The following is an 18,696-nucleotide window of genomic DNA, read 5'->3' on the forward strand; positions in this document are numbered from 1 at the left end:
CTCAAACGCCTTCAGTACCGCCCCGACCTGCTACGGGGCTTCCTGACCGGAACCGGCCTACAACTCGAACCCCCATAACCGGCCACCTCACGAATACAACATCAGTAGGAGGAGTCCGGGTCTCGCTGCTGATGCTGTCAGCGCAGTGCGCCTGTGAGCACCTTGTATCTCAAGATGGATTCTCCGGGCGCTCGTTCGAGGGAGTCGAGATGAAACACGACGGCCTGTGCCTTCATCGTCGCGAGCACGGCATCAACGGCCGCTCGTGCGATTCCAGCACCTGGACAGTAGTGCGACCCGAGGCCGAACGCAAGATGGGGAAATCGGCCCCGGTCCCGCATCGCAGTCGGATCCGGAACCGCAGACGGATCCATGTTGGCCGTGGCGAGGTGCAGGACCACGCGATCGCCGGAGGCGACCGGATGACCGTCGATCTCCAACGGGCAGCGCGCATAGCGGGCCGCGTAGCGAAAGGGGGTGGCCAGGCGGAACACTTCCTCGCGGAGGGGTGCGATGGCCAACTGTCCAAGATCGTCATTCCCGACTCGCTCAGCGAGGACGCAAAGGCCTGAGACCAGAGGTTCTATGGAACCCGTCACCACTTGAGTGAGCAACGCCGTTGCCACCGCGGGACCAAGCTCCGGATCCTCGTGTATGTGCGCAAGCGCGGCCAGCAGTCGCGACGAGGGCGCATCGGCTGACCTTCCAAGCCAGCGCTCAAGTTCCTCGGCGGCGGAGAGTGCCGAGAGAAATCGGTGGCCGTCGACTGACGGGCTTCCGATGGCATCCAGCACCACGGCGCCGAGCCTTGCAATGCTCTCGGCTTCATTGGCATCGATGCCGAACACGATGGAGAGGACTCGTACGGAGTACGGCCAAACCACCTCGCCGACCCAGTCGATGCGCCGTCCTGTACCCGCTCTAATCAGCGATTCCGCCGCTTGTGCGAACAACTGCTTCGCGCGCGGATTGACCGCTCCCGCCAACCCCTCCACCAGGGCGGGACGAATCCGCTCGTGGTAGGCACCGTCCGAGAAGGCGGGCCAAAGGAGCGTGAACTCATAGAACTTTCTAGCGGCATCCTCCTCTCCTGACTGCATCAGCTCGAACGGAGGATATTCCGGCCGCCTGTTCCACAGCCGGTCGTCGCGGAGCAGGTCGGCTACCCGGGACGCACTGTAGACGAAGAGCGACTTTGAGACTCGGTCATAGCGGGATGGATGAAAGCCGGAATCATCCGCAGCGTTGTTCCAGGGTTCCCGCGCGACATGGCGATCGTGCGTCACGGTTCGACCTCCTGCCCGTCGACAATGGTAGGATCGAGCGTCGCGGAGTCACACGTCCCTCTCGGCTCATCGGATGTACCTCGTCGATGTGGCTTTGCACGCAGTACCCGGCCCAACCGTACTCCGGCCTCAATCAATACACTGGTGGGCTTACCGAGGCCGAGCCGAAAGGCCGGTGCGGGCAAAACTTCCGGGCGCACAGCCAAACTCGCGCCCGGCATGATGATGACGCCAGCACGCAAGCAGGACTCGGCGAACTCCCAGATGTCGGTTCTGGCGTGCAGTTCCGCCCAGAGAAACGGACCGCCCTGCCACACATGCAGCAACAGCTTTCCGTCGGCAAACACGTCTCCGGCGGTCTCCTTCATCGCTGCGGCTAGTCCATCCCAACGCCGCCGGTAGGCTCGCCCCACAAGTGCGCCGGACGCGGATTCGGCGACGAGTCCGTCGAGCAGTCCCGCCGCGAGCGCCTGTCCGATCTTTGGCGCCTGGATGAACATGCGGCGCTGGACCGCGCGCAGTTGTGCAACGACTTCCTCGGGGCCTATGAGGACTCCGGTGCGCTCGCTTGCGAGACCGACCTTGGAGAAGCTGAAGATATGTACAGCCTCGGGGGGCAGCGCAGGCAAATCGAGAGCCATCGGCGCGCCGGGCAAGGCGTAGCTGCGGTCGAAGACCGTCACCGCATCGTGTTGCCTTGCCGCGGAGAGGAGCGGTTGCAGCTCCTGAGCGGTAAATGCGACCGTGGTCGGATTGTGCGGCTGGGACAGGATCACGGCGCCGACCCTGCGCCAGTCGAGCGCCTCCGGATTCGGCAACACGACCCGGCAGACACCGTCGCCAAGCCGGACGGACTCGTAGACGCCGCTCGCCGGGTCCTGATGCGTCACCGCACCGGGATATTCGACACCGAGCGGATAGAGGATCCTGCGTCCACTTTCAGCGAGCCATTGTCGCAGAAGGGTCAGTGCGCCCTGTGCGCCAGGTGTAACCATGACCTCAGCAGGGCGCAGCGCCCGACCGAACGTGCTGCTCCACCGCGCACAGATGAGTTCGGTGAACGCGGGGACACCGTCGTAGTCCGCGTAGCCACCCAGAGTCGCCGCGTTGATCCACCGTGGTGCGGCGAGTTCGTCCAAGACGATGCGGCTGAGTTCTTCGAAGACTAGCGGCGAGCCGGAGGACAAATCGATCGTGTCGGAGTCGCCACGCAGCGACTCCGCCGCCGCCATTAGTTCGTAGAAGTCCAAGAAAGGCTCACTGCAAGGGGAGAGCGGCTGCCAGCGCATCAGCGATCGTATGTCGACAGGGCTCAAGCGCCTCAGCATCGTCGACTGCGATACCCACGGAGCCAAGTTGGTGACGGCAGATCCGGTGAAAAGTGTGTGCGACTTGGTCGAGCCATGCTTCACCCGGATACAAGATCGACCATTCATTCAACCGCTGGAGCAATGCTTGGGCACCATCCTCCCAGCCGAAGAGAGCGCGCTCGGCGACAGGCTCGTCCCAGTCGTCGCGGTAGTCATGCGAGAAACGCCGCCGCAGCCGACTGAATTGATCCCACACCTGCACCTTCACCGCAGGGCCTGCCGAGGTAGCGTCGCGCAGGAATTCAGGCCACTCCTTGACGCCGATCTCCGAGCGGCCCAACCGCTCGCGGGCCTGCTCAATGGCGGAACGCATGCCGTTGGTGTACGTCTCGGACTCGTCGCGGCACACCTGGGCGAAAGCCGTGCTCTCGTTCAGCACCACGGTCCACCCCGGAGGCTCCTCCCGCACGCCAGCCCAAGCCTCCGGGGTGGCGTTGCAACCCACTGCGGAGAGGATGCGGGAACCCGCGTATTCGAGCATGCGTCCGGCCGCGTCCCAAAGCGCAATCGCGGTGGCGTGGTCAACTTCCGGCGTGAGGCGGTGGCTCTCCAGTAGTTCCGCCTGCTCGAGCACATCGGGCGGGGTGTCCTCGCGCGAACGCAGATATGCCAAGGCGCCGTGTCGGCCCACGATGCCCCCCTTTTCCAGGGTGTAGAGATGGAAGAGCAGCGCGCCGGTGATGTTCCAGCAGTAGCCACCGACGAAAGGGGCGAAGGAGCGGTCATTCGGATCAATCAGGTAGAGCGCGGTCGCCCGCGCCAGATTCTCCGAAAGCCATCCAAGTCCACCAACTGAGTGCAGGTAGTCCAGCCGGTTCGGCACTCGTCGGCCCTGCCAGACGGCCGGATGGATTCCGCGCAGGACGCGGCATCGGGTGTACATGTTGTCCGCCAGCAGCGGGTGTACTGAAACCCGGCGGTAGTGGTCGACCCGGCTCAGCAGCGTCGCGTGCACCCCGATGTTGTTCGCCACCGTCGGATTGGGAGTCAACTTCCAGTGGCGGTCACGTACCGTTCCATCGATGCGGCAGTCCGGCGTGGAGGCGCGCCGGAGCGCCTCGAGGAAGTCCCGCAGCCAGTCCAGCGTCTCCGGGCGCACGTAGACCGTGTCGAGGGCGAAGTGCAAGTCGAAATCCTGCCACGTGGATTCCGGGATGCGATTCTCGGTGCAACTGCCGATCAAGAAGACACTGGCGAACGGGGCCATTCCTGCCGGTTCGCGGCCCCGCGCCAGATAATCGCGCAGCGTTTCCGCGCAGCGCGTGGCCGAACTCGTGTCGAGGCTCAGGTCCATGGCGAGTCAGGCGGATCGTACAGCGGGTGAGTAGGCGTTCACGTGTTCGAACCAGCATTGAAAGAGCTTCTCGTAGTCGGCGAACAACTCGGTGACCATTGCGGAGCAGTATCGGTAGGTCTCGTCATCGAGTTTATATTCGGCCAGATGTCGGGCCTGAACGCTGTGCCCGAATTCCTCTTCGTAGTGTTCCCGGCCGAAGTACTGCAGCTCGTCGTCCATCCCAAGCGCGATCGCGGCTTTGCGGGTGTGCCCGATGAAAACCACGCCAGTGGCTTCGAAGACGCTGATGAGGCTGAGCGCGGCGAGCGGGCTGTCGATCTTCTGGGCGTACTCGACGAGGCGGAAGATTGTGCCCCTGTTGGCCTGGGTGGACTCGCTCCATACGTCCACGGCGAAGGACGGCAGGTCTGCGCCCCAGGTCGTAAGTTGGTAGCCGAGTTTGTCGAGGTCGGTGAGGTACCAGCGCCAGTGATCGGCGTCCTCGCCGCAGTAAGCGTTGATGTAGCGGTGCAGCTTTTCGTCGCTGTCGGGGCGCTCCAGCAGGTGGAGCACGTCCTTGAATCCCATCAGGTAGTACAGCATGGAGGGTGTGAAACTCAGTCGCGTCGCGCCGTCGACGGTCTCGTCGCTCAGGAACTTGAAAAGCGGTTGATCTGAGAGCTCTTCGCGATGTTTTTCGATCTGATCAAGTATGCGCCGCATGCCGTGACCCCCCACCCAGAGAATGCAATCGCCGACAAGTCATTGAAAGGCTAACCGAAAATCCATGCTAGTCGACAGACCCTCGGTGGTCAACGAGCCTCTTGAAGTCTCGGTGCCTGCCCTGAACCTTGATGGTCTTCAACTCTCGATGGTCGCCCTGGGCGTCCAACGTGGGACGAGGGTTGCGGCGGGCGACCCGGACGAAGGGCAGCCACCTCCACGCCACCCCTGCGCACAGCCCTCCGTATAGGTCGGCGAACTCGGCTGACACACGGCCCTCGCTGCTTTGCAGCAAGATTCCGCCATCTGGCTCACGCGGTCGCTCGATGCGTAACAGCTTGTCGTAGCCCCAGATGACGGCGGGCTGCTCACCCAGGAAGTGCACTTCTACTTGGTACCGCAGGGTCGGGCTCTCGAAGGTCTGGCCGGAAAAGTCCTGGTCAGCCAGCATCTCCTGCTTCGACTCGGGTACCCGTTCCCAGAAGCTGAAGGTGTGGGCTTGCCCCCGTCGGAGCGGCTCGAGGAAGTCGATGCGGTGTACCACCCCGCCGGGCATCTTCTTCGACAGGCCCAGCGTGCCGCCCTCAATATCGCTCAGCTCGGTCGGGCTGTAGGTGCCGTAGACGAAGTGCGGCGCGCCGTCGACCAGGGAGATGACCGTGCGCGTCTGGCGGGACTCGACGAAGCAACGGTCCCGGATGATGCAGACGACGGTCAGGCGGCTCATCCCTCCTGTGAGGGCTGCTTGTCCCCGTTCCAGCTCCAAGCCAAGCTCAGGAGACCCGGCCAACAGCGCGGTGAACATCGACATCAGGCTTCCGCCTACCCGAGGATGGTATTTTTGGTGACAGCTCTCAGCTGCCAAACGAGGCTGACGATTCACTCGTACGACCACTGCACCCCATACCTCACTCCCACCCGCAGGCTATAAAACTCCAACCCCACCTCTCCCACCGAATCCACCTCGAGCAGGTCATCGTTCGGCATGAACTCATCCGCCACCACCGGATGTACACCATTCAGCCGCCACAGCTTCTCTGGCGCCTGTCCCACGCCAAAACGAATCTTGAGACTGAAGTAGTCGAACCGCCGGAGCGGTGTCAGGACGTAGTACGGCTGCAGGCGGGTACGCGGGTACGCGGGTACGCGGGTACGCGATAAATTCCACCCCGTACTCATGCCGCTCGCCAAGCTTGAGCGGCCGTGGCAGGCGGACCACGAACCGGGCGTAGGCCCGGCCCGGCCGATGCGTTTCGATGATCTCCCCGCCGTAAACCATATCGGCGCGGATCTCGTCCGCTTCGGCTGGCGGCTCCATGCCACGCAGGGCGCTGAGCGAGGCGACGATCTCATCCAGCTCGTCGACCGTGGCGACGATCCGGCGTTCCTCGACGAGCTTGGGGAGCTCCAGGTCCAGGCGGAGCGTGGACCTGAGCGACTCCACGTACCAGCCGTCTGGGGCGAACTCGTTGTAAATCTCCAGCCGGGCGTCGTCAGCGGTGTCGATCTGCTCGGCGAGCATCCGAAAACCCTCGTCCATCCGCCGGCGAGCCGTCCGGGGGTCGCGGTCGAACTGGGCGGCCAGCCACGCCATGCGCTCGTGCAGGAACTGCTGGTCGGTCGCTTCGTGCAAGGCAAGGGCCGCCAAGACTGCCAGCCGCAGGTCGGCGGGCAGCCGGCCGCAGCGGTCGGTGATGCTGAGGGCCAGTTTCCGGCGCGCGGCCGCTGGCGGATCGGTGTCGACGATGCCGCAGGCGAAACGGAGCCTCGGCCCAATGCGGGCGTGTACGTCATCCGCCAGCAGTCCCCGGCCGCGACGGAGCTCCCGCAGCTCAGTGATGGTCTGTTCGGCTTCTTTCATTCTGAGTTCCCCGTGAGTTGCTCTCTACGGCCCGCTCCGCCTCCTGATGATTTCAAACATCCGGCCGCGTGCATAGGCCGTGTGTCTAGGACAGTCGGGCCGGTCAAGTGACACGGCGTGCGCGGAGTTGACAAAAGCATGACACGGGCACGATCGGCGCGCTCTGGCATAGCCAGATATCCATCGGGTAATCGGCCCGTTCCACAGCTACTCTTCAACCCCACAACGCTCGAAATTCCGTAGTCCGGCGTATCGAAAGCACAGTAGGCTCACTTCGCCGGCGCCTATCTTCGGCGAGCTGGAGCTTACGGACCAGTCCGCGGTGTACTCAACATCACGTACAGTCTACTAACGGAATAGTGCAGTTTCAAAACTCGGGGGACACTGGCTGGCCGATTCCACTCCTGCTATACCTGCCAACAACCAACCGTCTCTTCTATTATCGTTCAAAATTGACGACTCAAAATCAAACTCTTTGCGATCCAAGCGGTCGCAGAATCTCCTGCAACGTCCCTTGCCCAAAATTTCGTGCTCGCGCTTTTATGTCATCATGTATCTGCTGCCCCATCCCCTCCGGCAGTTCCTGGTCGAGCAGTCCCACCAATACGCCTCGCAGGCGTTCGAAGCTCTCCTGAGCCGCAGCCGCCACGAGCAGCCGCGAAGTGGCGCGCGGTAGATGAGGGGCAGCACGAAGCAGCTCGGTGGCCGTGCCGACGTCCGCGTACCTAAAGATCATCCGCATGGGCCTGCGCAGCTTGTTCGCGAGATCACTCTCGGCTTTTGGGGATAGGCCGAGAGCGACGGCTCGGTCCGCGATGGCCACCAGGAGATCCGCTGCGTCGGATGGCCGACCGCTCTCCGCTAGCCTCCCGATGAGGTGCCCTGTCGTCCCGAGTACTCCGGTATCGGTGGGCGTTGCCGCGGTGACATCGAGGATGACTTCGCGGTCCACATGAGCCAACGGCCACGCGACACACAGCAGCTCGAGCCAGGCGGCGCGGGCGAACTCGGCGACAACATCGGGTTTCTCCCGGCCGGGTCTCACCAGCCGTGGTGGTTTCTCGACCAACGCGAAGCGCCCCCGCAGCAGACTCTCGGCTTGCACCGCCGGGAGCCGTCCGGCAATGGCCGCCTGTCCCGCGAGGCGGTACAGGTTGGCGATGGCTTGCGGGGCGGCCACCCGCTTGATCCATCGAACGACTTCCTCGTAGACAGGCGGCGGCACCACCTCGAGCTGGTCAAGCAGCAGCCAGAGGTGGGCACCTTCTTGCTGCTGCTGGCCGCTGCTCCCGCCCAACAGCAGGCTGATGAGTCGTTGGAGCTCGACCGCATGCGATGCAAGTTGCTCACGGAGCAGCTCGCCGTGCTCACGGACTACATCGCCGAGCGGGCGCGCAGTTCGGCGCGTATGGGACAGTTCGATCAGCAGCGAAAGCATGCCGCGGTCACGATCAAGCCACTTGGCGATGTCGTAACTGGTGATCTTCTGGACCAATTCGGACGCCGCAGACGGCTGCTCATGCAGAGCCGTCAAGGCAGCTCGCGCCGTGTCATGGCCCCCGATGGCCGCTTGGACGAGTAGCAACGCCAGTCCGTCCTCGGCGAGCCAGAGGTCGACGTCCTGGGATTTATCGGTCATCTTTAGCAGCCGGGCGAGCTGCTCAGGGGCGCGGACCGCATGCAGGCTCTTGCGCACGACCGAAGCCCAGACCTGCGGTCCGGGCGCAGGCTTGTTGCCTGGAGCCGGGAGCCCACCGAGGCACTTGACGATCAACTCCAGTGCGGGCTGTGCCACTGGGCTGTCGATGCTCAGGAACTGCGGCAAGGCGGCTTCCCGGGCCAGCGCAAACGGCGCTGACGGACCCTTGAGTCGGAGCAACCGCTCGGCCGTCATCTCCATCAGCCGGGAGTCCGACGGCCCAGTCGAAAGATGCTCGACCATGGCAGCTAACCGGGCGTTCGCGAGCACGTCTTGGTCCTTGGCTTCAAGCGCGACGCAGACTTCGTCGAGCAGGTCCCGCCACCAACCAATGCCGTCCGTGACTGGGCGATCGCGCCAGGAGAGGGCGAGGATGCCGCCCAGGGCCTCGCGCATCGCCGCTCGTCCGGAATCCCGTGTCTGCTGCGACCGGATCACAAAGGCTTGGATCTCGGCCGCGAATGCCGCCGAACCGACCGTCGACCAGTGGGAAGCGATCAGCTCAAGGATGTAGAGCGGCAGATCGCGGCTGGTGGCCCGGGAGACCAGGAGTTCCAGCAAGTCCAAGAGCTGACCGGCAGCCCATGGCCCGTCGGCGGGAGCCACAGCGCAGATGACCCGGGCGAACAGCTGGATGACCGGGGCTGAGTCCTTGGACATGCCGCGGACGTACTCGTCGCAGCGCAGCTGTCGCACGGTGCCGAGCACCGCCGCTGGCTCCCGGGTCGCGAGGCGTTCGAACGCCTCCATGACCGTCATCCGGCAATGCACGCTCCGTTCCCACGCGCGCGCGAGAGCCGTGAGCAGGTGCGCGGTATCGACGTCAGCGACGCTCGGGGCGATCTGGGCATAGCGGCGAGCAGCCGCTGGCTCCACGGCGCGGATCAGGTATTCGGCGGCCGAGGTCAGCTCCGGCCGGTAGGCCACGACGCCCAGCGCGGTGCGCTGCAAGGCAACCGATCCGCTGTCCGCCAGGCCAGTGAGCGTCTGCTGGACGTGATCAGTCATGAGGGGGTCGGCGGCGGCGAGGATCAACAGCTGCTCGAAGACAGCTCCGACGAACAGGTCATCGGGATGCTGCCGGAGGTGCGCGTCCAGGAACTCCACGGCACTAAGCCCGTCGCGTTCGAGCAGGCCCAAGGCCGCAGCGTATTCGAAGAGCGTCTGGTGCAAGAAACGAAGGCCGACCCGGGAACGGAGGAGCACGCCGCGCCGAGTCAGCGTGTCAATGGCCTCGCCCAGCGGGGCCGAGGTTGCCCCACCGTTCCACTGATCGGCAACGGTACGCATGTACCGCAGCAAGACGTCGGACGCCAGTTCAGTCCGTCCGGTAGCCAGTAGGGCGAGCCCGACGGACTCGGCCGGCCCCGAGAGATTCACCGTGGCGGTCCCGCTGAGCCCGACCTCGCTCCTGGTATCGGCCACGACCCGTCGCTGCCAGTACATGCGGTACAGGCCGGAGACGTCGAGCTCGAGCGGGGGAAACTCTGGTGCGTACAAGTCGAACAGCAAGCGCAGCAGCAGCGGGCTCTGGCAGATTTCCCGGGTCGGCAGCCCACGAGACACGGCGCGGAGGATAAGCGCGATCTTCTCCTCGGCCGGATGAGGCGGGGCATCAGGGCAGTAGGCCCGCACATGCCGCTCCACCGCTTCCGGGAGCTCCCGAGCGTCGTACGGTTGCAGGCCGACGTGCTGGAAGATCGTGCGAGGAAGCGCCCGCGCTTCCTCGGGCCGCGAGGTCACCACCACGTGCGCCCCGTCGTCCATCACCCGGTCGCAGATATCGAGGAGACGGCGTCGGTCGGTCTCGTAATGAAGCAGCAAGTCAGCGGTGTCGATCAGGACAACACAGGTACGCCCCCGCGCCGCAACCGTGCGGACGGCCTCGGCGAGATCCCCCGCCGGCAACAGCGGTTCCCGCCCGGTTCCGTTCGGATCGATCAACCAGATGGCGTTGAGCAGGAATGACTCGACGCGCTCGTCATCCTGCAGGCGCTGCCACACTCCCCATAGCAGGCTGCTCTTCCCGTGCCCCGCTTCTCCGCTGACCACCGTGGCCGAGGGCGATCCGTCCGGGGCGAGGGCAGCCAGGACATCGGCTTCCTGGGTTCGCCTGACGTAGAGGTCGGTGCTGAGACGGTGCTCTGTCCGGGTGCCGTCGGAGCTGCTGGCGATGTCGAGTTCATCCGCCATCTGCACCGACAGTTGCTGGAGCCGGCGGAGCGCTGCAACGTCGTCCTGCTCGTCGTCGGCTCCGCCCGTCTCATTATCGGCTTCGGCTGTCGGCGGGGCGTCACGCGTGGAGGGCGGCAAGCGTTTCGCCAGGTCGCGCACCTTGGCTTCGTCATCAAGGAAGTCAAGGATCGCGTGCAGCAGAGCGTTCGACATGGGACCGAGATGAGGTCGCACCCGCCGCTCGGTCGTGATCGGCTTGCGTAACACCGCGCCGGCAGCTAGACGGCGGGCTTCGAGGTTGGTGACCCGCGGATCGTGCAGCGCAAGCAGCTCGGCAGCAGCCAGGACGTAGTTCTCGGGATGCGTCGGACGCCGCTGTTCCTCCGCCATCACCGCCTGCAGAACGCCCCGAAACACCCGTGCTCGGACGTCGGGCGGTGCGCCCGTGCTGACCAACGGCGGTCGAAGCAGGCCCAGAAGAACGGGGCACTGACGCAGTACGTCCGGACGGGCGGTCTCATCCGCGAGCCTTAGAAGCTCCGCCATCGCTGGGTGCGCGTCGGCATCGGACGCCGGTGTTTCGGACAGCACAGAGCCCCTCCCCCCTGGTTGCTCGGATGGTACGCGCTGCCACCCAGTGACACAGGCACCTCTCCCAGAAGAGCAGCGACGAAACGCTCCGTCCGGTCCGCGTCCGGCTCCGTCCGAGAAGTGTCCGGCCAGCGTCCGGCCGGGGGATGCCAGCGGCCCGAGGCTCAGTGATGCATCCACCCGCCAAGCCGATGCGGATCGGGACTACCGGCAAGTCCGGCTCCCCGCCCCGGCGGATGCGGCCCGACATCCCTGCCTATCGGAGGTACTCCATGCCCGGCTCTCTCCCCAACCTTCCCGACCGCTGGTCCGACCCCACCCGTTTCTCCCTCTCCCGCTACGCCCCGGCCCGTGAGCTGGACCGGGCCATCGACCAGGAGCTGGCCGTCAGCCTGACGTCAGCTACGCGGGTCGACGCGGCTGGCTATGTCACCCACACCGCGCTCAGCTGCGTCGCGGCGCTCAGCAAGGCGGAAGCCGACCTCGTGGCGGCGTCGCCGGCGGCGGCCGAGCGGGCACACGCCATCGTCGATGCCTTCACGGCGGTGGCGCTGGCCGAGGTCGCGTCCCTGGGCCGGCGGTACGAGCGGTGAGCGGCGACCTCATTTTCCTCCTGGTCCTGATCGGTTTCGCGGTCGCCGTTGGCCTGTGGGTGTTCGCCGAGGACGACCGGGAGGAGCAGACCGAGGACCGCGACGCTCAGACGGCTCGCGAGGCCCGGACCCAGGCGCAGATGGACGCCCTGCGGGCAACGCGGCGTATCGGGATGGCCTTCTGGCGGGCCACCCGGTCCATGCACGACGCCACCCGGGATGCCCGGCGGGACCAGAACCGCGACCAGGACGGGCGGTGAGCCAGGCGTGGGCTCCATGAACCCCCGGGACCTCGTGAAGTACCTGATGGGCGGGGCCACAGCGCTGCTGCTCATCTGGGTCGGCTCGATCGTCGTCTCCCAGCTGATGGTCGCCATCGTGCCGTTGCTGTTCATGGTGCTGGCGGTCGGCTTCTGGTGGGACCGTTTCTTCGGTGGCCGGAGGTAACGCCGCCCTCGTGAGCCTGTCCGCCGGGCGGCCGAACAGTCGCCCGGCGGACAGGCCAGCACCTCGCCCTCTTCCTTTTTTCATCCGACGCCAAGGAGGTGTCATGTCGTTGTCTCTGGCAGAGCTGCATGAAAGTTCGGTGCAGTACTGCTTCGACCGTGCGCTGCTGATGCCGATCGCCGACTGGCCGGCGGTACGAGCCGACCCGACGGTCGGCCAGCGGATTGCCCGGCACTATCACGCGGCGCCGGTCATCGACCAGCGGGCGGTGCCTGCCTACCGCGCCCTGCGGCACGAAATCAAGCAGCAGTCCGCGTTTCTGACCGGCCCGCCCGAGAAAGGCGGGCTGGGCGTGAGAGTGATCACGCAGGCTGAAGAGGCTTACGGGGATGTTGACGACCTGGTGGCTGACTTGTGCGGAGCCCGGGAGGTGCGGGTCTTCGGCAGCACCCAGTCCGGCCAGGACCACCCTTTCTTGACCGCCAGCGAGCTGGACCGTCTGCACGTGCTGCACGACGTCTTCGGGCACGCCGTGGCCGCGGTCGGCTTCGATCAGCATGGCTCCGAGGCAGCCTGGATGCGGCACGCCGCGATGTTCGGGCCCTTGGCTCGCCGGGCAATGGGCTCCGAGATCCGGGGACGGACCTGTGCCTTGCTTTACGGCCATCCGGCACGCGGCGTGCCGAAGGCAAAGATGGCGCTGCTGCCAGAGCGGTATACGGAGCCGCGGTGGGAGGTGTGGCAGTGAGCGGTGCTGAAACTGAGCAGCGGTACGCCACGATCATGGCCGATCCGCCGTGGCAGCTCGGGCAGCAGGGCTCCCGTGGCGCAGCGCAAAGATCGCTAGATCGATTGTGACGTGGCCCTGTGACGCGCGGCGCGGCGAATCCCTCCGCCAGGTAGCCGAATCTGTCGTGTAGATTCCACAACTTTCGCGATCTTGACGCTGCCTCCGTAGCAGCGCATAAGGAAAGAAGAGGGTCGCGCACGGCGCAGGCAGGTAATGCCGCCCGCCGGCCCACGGGATAAACCATCTAACGAGTAAGGAGGAGGGACCAGTCATGCCCCGATACAAGCGAATTCGAGTACGCGGAAGGCCGCGTGTGAGCATCGATGTCGATCTGCTGGCGCAGGCGCTCATCATGGCCAGTGAGGATATTCAGGGGACGGCGCAGCCCGAGGCCGCCGACGCCATCCGACCCGGTACGGCCGGAGAGGAAGTGCCGCGCACCACAGCCCGGCCGGACGACTACCCAGATTTCTGAACCCTGCCTGACCGGTGATCACCGGCCGGTTACGGAATTCCCCTGAGGCCCGGCGCTCCGGCTGCGATGCGTCCCCGCCACGCGCGGGATGAAACAGCCGCCGGAGCGCCAGGCCGGCGATCATCCATCGTACGACCCGCGTACACCCATATCCGCCACGAGTCTTTTGGCGCTTCCAACCCGGCGGGACTCACGCTGGGATTTCAAATTTACCTAACCAGTGCGACAAAGGAGACCGCAATACCATCCATGGATACCCCCATGCCGAAAACGGGGCGGGAATCAGACGGGCAGACGGGCCCCGCCGATGTCAGGCAGCGGGCTGGAGCGTTCACCTGCGTCAGTCTGTTCGCCGGAGGCGGCGGCATGGCCCTGGGGTTCGAGCAGGCGGGCCTCGCGCATGTGCTGCTCAATGAGTTCGACCGCCATGCCGTGGCCACGCTGCGCGCCAACCGGCCCGGCTGGACGGTGGACAGCCGGGACATTCGCGAGCTGAACTTCCTCCACCTGCGAGGCGCGGTGGACGTCGTGGAAGGCGGCTTCCCGTGCCAGGCGTTCAGCGCCTCCGGTAAGCGGCAGGGGTTCAGCGATCCGCGCGGCGCGCTGTTCTTCGAGTTCGCCCGCGCCGTCCGAGAGATCCGTCCGCGGATGGTGGTCGCGGAGAACGTCAAGGGGCTGCGCGGTCACGAGGGCGGGCGGACCCTCGGCGCCGTCGTGACCGCGTTCGAGGAGGCTGGGTACCAGGTCGCCTGGCGGGTGCTCGGCGCTCACCGGCATGGCGTCCCTCAGCGACGCGAACGGCTGATCCTCATCGCGCGGCGCGGACCGGGCAGCGGGCCGCTCCTCTTCCCACCGGAAGCCGACGGGCCTCCGCCGACGGTTCGGGAGGCGATCGCCGGGCTTCCGGCCGGACCGGGCGCCCGCTACTCGGCGCGTATGGCGTGGATCCTGAGCCACGTGCCGGAAGGCGGTAACTGGCGCGACCTGCCCGAACACGTCCTGCGGGAGTTTCTGCCGAACGGTCCGTATGGGGGCGGCAGCTGCAGCGGCGCGGCGCGCAGGCTCAGGTGGGACGAGCCGAGCCCGATGTTGCTGTGTACACCGATGTCGAAACTGACCGAGCGCTGCCATCCGTCTCAGACCCGGCCGCTCAGCGTCCGGGAGTACGCCCGGCTCCAGACGTTCCCCGACGACTGGGCCTTCTCCGGCCCTGTGTCCGCCCAGTACCGGCAGATCGGCAACGCGGTGCCCGTCACACTCGCTTACCACCTGGGGCGGACGGCCGTCGCCATGCTCACCGGTGCTGGAACGGCCGGCTTCAGCCAGGCCCAGCACCTCGTGAAGCCACAGCGGCTCCGCCGCTGGGTGGCCGTCGGAGCGCAAGCTGGGCGGCCCCGCAACCGACCCACTGCCGGGCGGCGGCCCGGCGACCGGACGACTTCGGCCCAGCAGAAGAAGGCCGCCCGATGACCGGCCTTCTTCCCTATCTCCCGTACCTGCTGGGCGCGCTGCTCGGCCTGACCGTCGTCGTGACCGCCCGCACACTGAACGCGAAGCGCTGGCGCGAATCCCTCGTTGCCTACCACCTGCGGCTGCCCCACAAGCTGGACCAGGACGCCCTGGCCGGCTGGCTGGCGACCGTCGCGGCGGCGACCCGCTCGCCGGCAAAAGCCCTGGTGCCGCACCCGCCCATCGCGCTTGAGGTGGTGGCGACCGCCCCACAGGGCATCTCCTACTACCTGCTAACCCCCCGGAATGACCGGCTGACCTTGCTGGCCGGGCTGCGGGCAGCGTTGCCTGGCGTGCGGATTGAGGAAGCCCCGAACCATCTGCGGAACCGGCCGATCTTCGGCTCGGCCGTCGAGGTGGGCCTGACCAGCGAGGTACAACCGCTGGCGGCCGAACGGGCCGCCCTGACCAGCGCAGCGGTACTGGCCTCGCTGCAGCCCCTGTCCGGCAGCGAAGCCATCTACTGCCAGTACATCATCGGGGGCCTGGTGGCGACCCGTCTCGGTCAGACGCCGGTTCCGCCACTGGCCCCACCGGGAATGCGCGCTGCACTGCAGCGAGCGAATGCCGAGGCTGAGCGTGCGGCGCGCGTCAAACAGGCCTGGCCACTGCTCCAGGCCACCTGCCGGATCGGGGCCGTCGCCGCGTGGCCCGACCGCCGGGGAGCCATGCTCGCCCGGGTCGTGGCCGCCATGCGCACCCTGGAAGCACCCGGGGTATCGATGCGGCGCGTACCGGTACCGGCAAACATCACGGCCCGGCGGCTGACCAACGTCGCGCTCCCGCTGTGGGGCTGGGGCATGGTGATCAACGCGGCGGAAGCGGTCGGCCTCGGCCTGCCGGTAGGCGCGGTGTCGCTCCCCGGCCTCAGCCTGGGATCGGCCCGGCAGTTGCCGCCGGCACCAGGCATGCCGCGCGGCGGTCGCGGCGCCTCGATCGTCGGCACCAGCAACTACCCCGGGATTACGCGGCCGCTGGCGCTACTCACGGAAGATCGGCTCCGGCACCAGTGGTGCGTAGGCCCCACCGGTGCCGGGAAATCGACGCTTTTGGGAAATCAGATCTTGCAGGACATCGCTGCCGGGCATGGCGTGGCGGTCGTGGACCCGAACGGGGACCTGGTAACAGACGTCCTGGCCCGCCTGCCGGAGGATCGCGCTGACCGGGTCATCGTCCTCGACCTGGCCTCGACCGATCACGTGGTGGGGATCAACCTGCTGCGCAACATCGGCTCGGAGCACAGCCGCGAGCTTTCGGTTGACAACATCGTCCACATCATGGCCAACCTTTGGCGCGGCTCATGGGGTCCGAGGACCAGCGACGTCCTACGGGCCAGCCTGCTGACCCTCACGTCCACCAGGGCACCGGACGGGTCGGCGTTCACCCTGGCCGAAATTCCGATCTTGCTGACGGACCAACGCTTCCGACGGTTCGTCCTGGCTCAGTCCACCGTCCCGGCGTCGGTACGGCAGTTCTGGGCCGAGTACGAGGGCAAGGCCGATGCGGACCGGGCTCAAGTCATCGGGCCAAGCATGAACAAACTGAGGCAATTCTCCACACGTACTGCGCTTCGGCTGGCGCTCGGCCAGAGCGAGGGCTTCGACCTTGGCGAGGTCTTCCACGGCAAGACGGTGCTGGTCAACCTGGCCAAGGGCGCCCTCGGGACGGACACGGCTCAACTTGCTGGCGCCCTAGTGGTCGCCGTCCTGTGGCAGAAGATCCTCGGCCGGGTCGCGGTGCCGGCCCAGCAGCGGCGCGAGGCGTTTGTCTATCTAGATGAATTTCAGGACGTGATCAAGCTCCCGCTTGATGTGGGCGACATGCTGGCCCAAGCTCGCAAATACCGCGTAGGCCTCATCCTGGCCCACCAGTACCTCGGCCAGCTGCCGGAGACGGTCAAGACCGCGGTGCTCGGCACAGCCCGCACCCAGATCGTCTACCAGCTGAACTCCTACGAAGACGCCCGGGTGCTGGCCCGCCCCTTCGCGCCGCTGACCGCCGAAGAGCTGCTCGGCCTGGATGCCTACGAGATCGCGATGAAGCCGGCGGTCAACGGCCGGACCCTCGGCGTCGTCACCGCAGCCACGCCGCCGCTGCCCGACGCCATCCGAGATCCGGCGGTGCTCGCTGAGCAGAGCCGGCAGCGCTACGGCGTCCCCCGGGCGGATGTCGAGGCAGCCTTGCTGGCCCGAATCGCGCCTCCACAGTCCGGGGCGAACGGACGGATCGGGCGGCAACGGCGTGGAGAAACATCGTGAGGCGTGCTGCTCCGTTCGGCGCTCCGGTCGCGTCGAGTTACTCGTGGCCGTTTCCCCTGTACAACCGCCTGTTTCTGGCGTCTACGCCCCCGAGAGTGCGCCTCCTGTCGGAGGCACACTCATGACCGGCGCGCAGCGGGTGTCCGCAGCCCAGGTGGAGCGGCTGACCGGCCTGCTCGGGCCTCGCGACTGGCGCATCCTCGAGGACCTACGCCGCGTCCGCGTCCTTACCGGCAGTCAGCTTGACCGGCTGCACTTCGCGGATATCGCGCCCACGGCCCGCGGTCGGGTCCGTCGTCGGACCATGAGCCAGCTGGTGCAGCGGCGGGCGGTCACCAGCCTCGAGCGGCGGGTCGGCGGCGTCCGGGCCGGCTCGGACGGCCTGATCTTCTGTCTCGACACGGCCGGAACCAGGGTGCTGGAACGCCGGCAAACCGCCACCGGTCAGCCGGTCGAGGGCCGCCGCGCGCGGCGGCCCCGTACCCCACGCTCACTGTTCCTGGCCCATGCCCTGGCCGGAAGCGATCTGTATGTCAGCCTGCGGGAAACCGAACGCCAGACACCCGGCCTCACGATCGAGGCGTTCGACGCGGAACCGGCCTGCTGGTGGCCGACTGGGGCGGGCAACTGGCTGAAGCCAGACGCCTACGTGGCTCTGGCCACCGAGCAGTTCATTGATCACACCTGGGTCGAGGTCGACCGGGCCACGGAGAGCCTGCCGACGCTGCACAGAAAGTTGCTGACCTACGTCAGCTTCGTGAACCGTGGCGGCCTGGGTCCGGGAGGCGTCGTGCCAGGCGTGCTGGTAACGGTGCCGGACGACGCCCGGGCCGAGGTGATCCGAAACGCGGCGCGACGACTGCCCGAACCCGGACCTGAACTGGTCACTGTCGTCCGCCACGACAAGACAGCGGGCCTCCTGACAGCCACTCTCATGCCGGAGACCACACCGTGACCCCCAACCAGGGGTCAGGGACTGTCCGATCGGTTCGGGACTGGTGGATCACGGGCGGCATGACGGTGGCGGCCCTGTCCGCAGCGATCAGCAGCTTCGCGGGGCTCAGAAGCCTGGCCAGCGCGGCTGGCTGGCCGGAGCCGCTTGCGCCGCTGCTGCCGCTTACCGTTGATGCTTACGCGATCACGGCGACTCGGGTGTGGTTGACCCGTGATACCGGCTCGGCCGGCGGCGTGCGGCGGTTCGCCCGCTGGAACGCGCTCCTGGCCATGGGCCTCTCGCTCGTCGGAAACGGCCTGTGGCACCTGGCCGAAGTAGGGATGCTCACGGTCGGCTGGCCAATCGTGGTCGGGACCGGATCCGTACCGCCGGTCGTCCTTGGCCTGCTCTCGCACCTGGCTGTCCTACGTGGACAGGACGGCGGACCGCCGGGGACAACGGCCGTCCTCAGCGATCCGGCGGGTCAGAACGCCTCAGAGTCAGAGACGATCGGCGACCGGGAAGCCGAGGAGCCACTGCTTACCGCAGCCCGCGCCGCCGACGTGCGGTATCGGGAGACACACGACGGGCGCCCGATCACGCGAGATGCGCTGCGGCGGGAACTCGGGGTGAGCACAGCGCGAGCCGGTGACGTGCTCCGAAGAATGCAGAGAAATCGCGACGAGGCTTGAAATCGCAATTTAGTGAC

Annotated in this window: 16 protein-coding genes; 9 read left to right on the forward strand and 7 right to left on the reverse strand. The window is 66.5% G+C overall.

Features of this window, described 5'->3' with window-relative positions; translation table 11 throughout:
- Nucleotides 1–137: 137 nt before the first annotated feature.
- The 7 genes from MXD62_RS33440 to MXD62_RS33470 form a co-directional block, all read right to left on the reverse strand.
- Nucleotides 138–1,286, reverse strand: a complete 1,149-nt coding sequence (locus MXD62_RS33440) for a cytochrome P450 (RefSeq protein ID WP_248833353.1) — start codon at nt 1,284–1,286, stop codon at nt 138–140.
- Nucleotides 1,283–2,536: a pyridoxal phosphate-dependent aminotransferase gene (locus tag MXD62_RS33445; RefSeq protein WP_248833354.1), complete on the reverse strand. Its 1,254-nt coding sequence runs from the start codon at nt 2,534–2,536 to the stop codon at nt 1,283–1,285. The genes MXD62_RS33440 and MXD62_RS33445 overlap by 4 nt, the downstream gene beginning before the upstream one ends.
- Nucleotides 2,537–2,543: 7 nt before the next feature.
- A complete protein-coding gene (locus MXD62_RS33450; protein ID WP_248833355.1) occupies nt 2,544–3,950 on the reverse strand; it encodes a hypothetical protein in 1,407 nt (468 codons plus the stop codon).
- A gap of 6 nt (nt 3,951–3,956) precedes the next feature.
- Entirely contained in the window at nt 3,957–4,655 is a 699-nt protein-coding gene (locus MXD62_RS33455) for a hypothetical protein (RefSeq protein WP_248833356.1), read from the reverse strand.
- Nucleotides 4,656–4,722: 67 nt separating this feature from the next.
- Nucleotides 4,723–5,466: a hypothetical protein gene (locus MXD62_RS33460; protein WP_248833357.1), complete on the reverse strand. Its 744-nt coding sequence runs from the start codon at nt 5,464–5,466 to the stop codon at nt 4,723–4,725.
- A 180-nt stretch (nt 5,467–5,646) separates the two neighbouring features.
- Nucleotides 5,647–6,516, reverse strand: coding sequence for a hypothetical protein (locus MXD62_RS33465; protein ID WP_248833358.1), 870 nt, complete (start codon nt 6,514–6,516; stop codon nt 5,647–5,649).
- 466 nt (nt 6,517–6,982) lie between these two features.
- Complete coding sequence (locus MXD62_RS33470; RefSeq protein ID WP_248833359.1) at nt 6,983–10,981, reverse strand: hypothetical protein; 3,999 nt, start codon at nt 10,979–10,981, stop codon at nt 6,983–6,985.
- Nucleotides 10,982–11,253: 272 nt separating this feature from the next.
- Between MXD62_RS33470 and MXD62_RS33475 the strand changes: the two genes are divergently transcribed.
- The 9 genes from MXD62_RS33475 to MXD62_RS33515 all read left to right on the forward strand — a co-directional run bounded on the left by MXD62_RS33475 (nt 11,254) and on the right by MXD62_RS33515 (nt 18,679).
- Complete coding sequence (locus MXD62_RS33475; RefSeq protein WP_248833360.1) at nt 11,254–11,574, forward strand: hypothetical protein; 321 nt, start codon at nt 11,254–11,256, stop codon at nt 11,572–11,574.
- Nucleotides 11,571–11,834, forward strand: coding sequence for a hypothetical protein (locus tag MXD62_RS33480; RefSeq protein WP_248833361.1), 264 nt, complete (start codon nt 11,571–11,573; stop codon nt 11,832–11,834). Before MXD62_RS33475 ends, MXD62_RS33480 begins: the two co-directional genes overlap by 4 nt.
- Nucleotides 11,835–11,850: 16 nt before the next feature.
- On the forward strand, nt 11,851–12,021 hold the full coding sequence (locus MXD62_RS33485) for a hypothetical protein (RefSeq protein ID WP_248833362.1): 171 nt from the start codon (nt 11,851–11,853) through the stop codon (nt 12,019–12,021).
- A gap of 103 nt (nt 12,022–12,124) precedes the next feature.
- A complete protein-coding gene (locus tag MXD62_RS33490) occupies nt 12,125–12,769 on the forward strand; it encodes a hypothetical protein (RefSeq protein WP_248833363.1) in 645 nt (214 codons plus the stop codon).
- A 355-nt stretch (nt 12,770–13,124) separates the two neighbouring features.
- The gene (locus MXD62_RS33495; protein WP_248833364.1) at nt 13,125–13,286 is read left to right on the forward strand and encodes a hypothetical protein; all 162 of its coding nucleotides are present in this window, start codon (nt 13,125–13,127) and stop codon (nt 13,284–13,286) included.
- 261 nt (nt 13,287–13,547) lie between these two features.
- On the forward strand, nt 13,548–14,756 hold the full coding sequence (locus MXD62_RS33500; protein WP_285224281.1) for a DNA (cytosine-5-)-methyltransferase: 1,209 nt from the start codon (nt 13,548–13,550) through the stop codon (nt 14,754–14,756).
- A complete protein-coding gene (locus tag MXD62_RS33505; RefSeq protein WP_248833366.1) occupies nt 14,753–17,053 on the forward strand; it encodes a type IV secretory system conjugative DNA transfer family protein in 2,301 nt (766 codons plus the stop codon). Before MXD62_RS33500 ends, MXD62_RS33505 begins: the two co-directional genes overlap by 4 nt.
- Nucleotides 17,054–17,174: 121 nt before the next feature.
- Nucleotides 17,175–18,008 carry a replication-relaxation family protein gene (locus tag MXD62_RS33510; protein ID WP_248833367.1) on the forward strand — a complete coding sequence of 278 codons (834 nt, stop codon included), beginning with the start codon at nt 17,175–17,177 and terminating at the stop codon, nt 18,006–18,008.
- Between the two features lie 59 nt (nt 18,009–18,067).
- Nucleotides 18,068–18,679 (forward strand): DUF2637 domain-containing protein, encoded by a 612-nt coding sequence (locus tag MXD62_RS33515; RefSeq protein ID WP_248833368.1) that lies wholly within the window; start codon nt 18,068–18,070, stop codon nt 18,677–18,679.
- Nucleotides 18,680–18,696: the final 17 nt, after the last annotated feature.

This window comes from Frankia sp. Mgl5 (genome assembly GCF_023242985.1).
Taxonomy (GTDB): domain Bacteria; phylum Actinomycetota; class Actinomycetes; order Frankiales; family Frankiaceae; genus Parafrankia; species Parafrankia soli.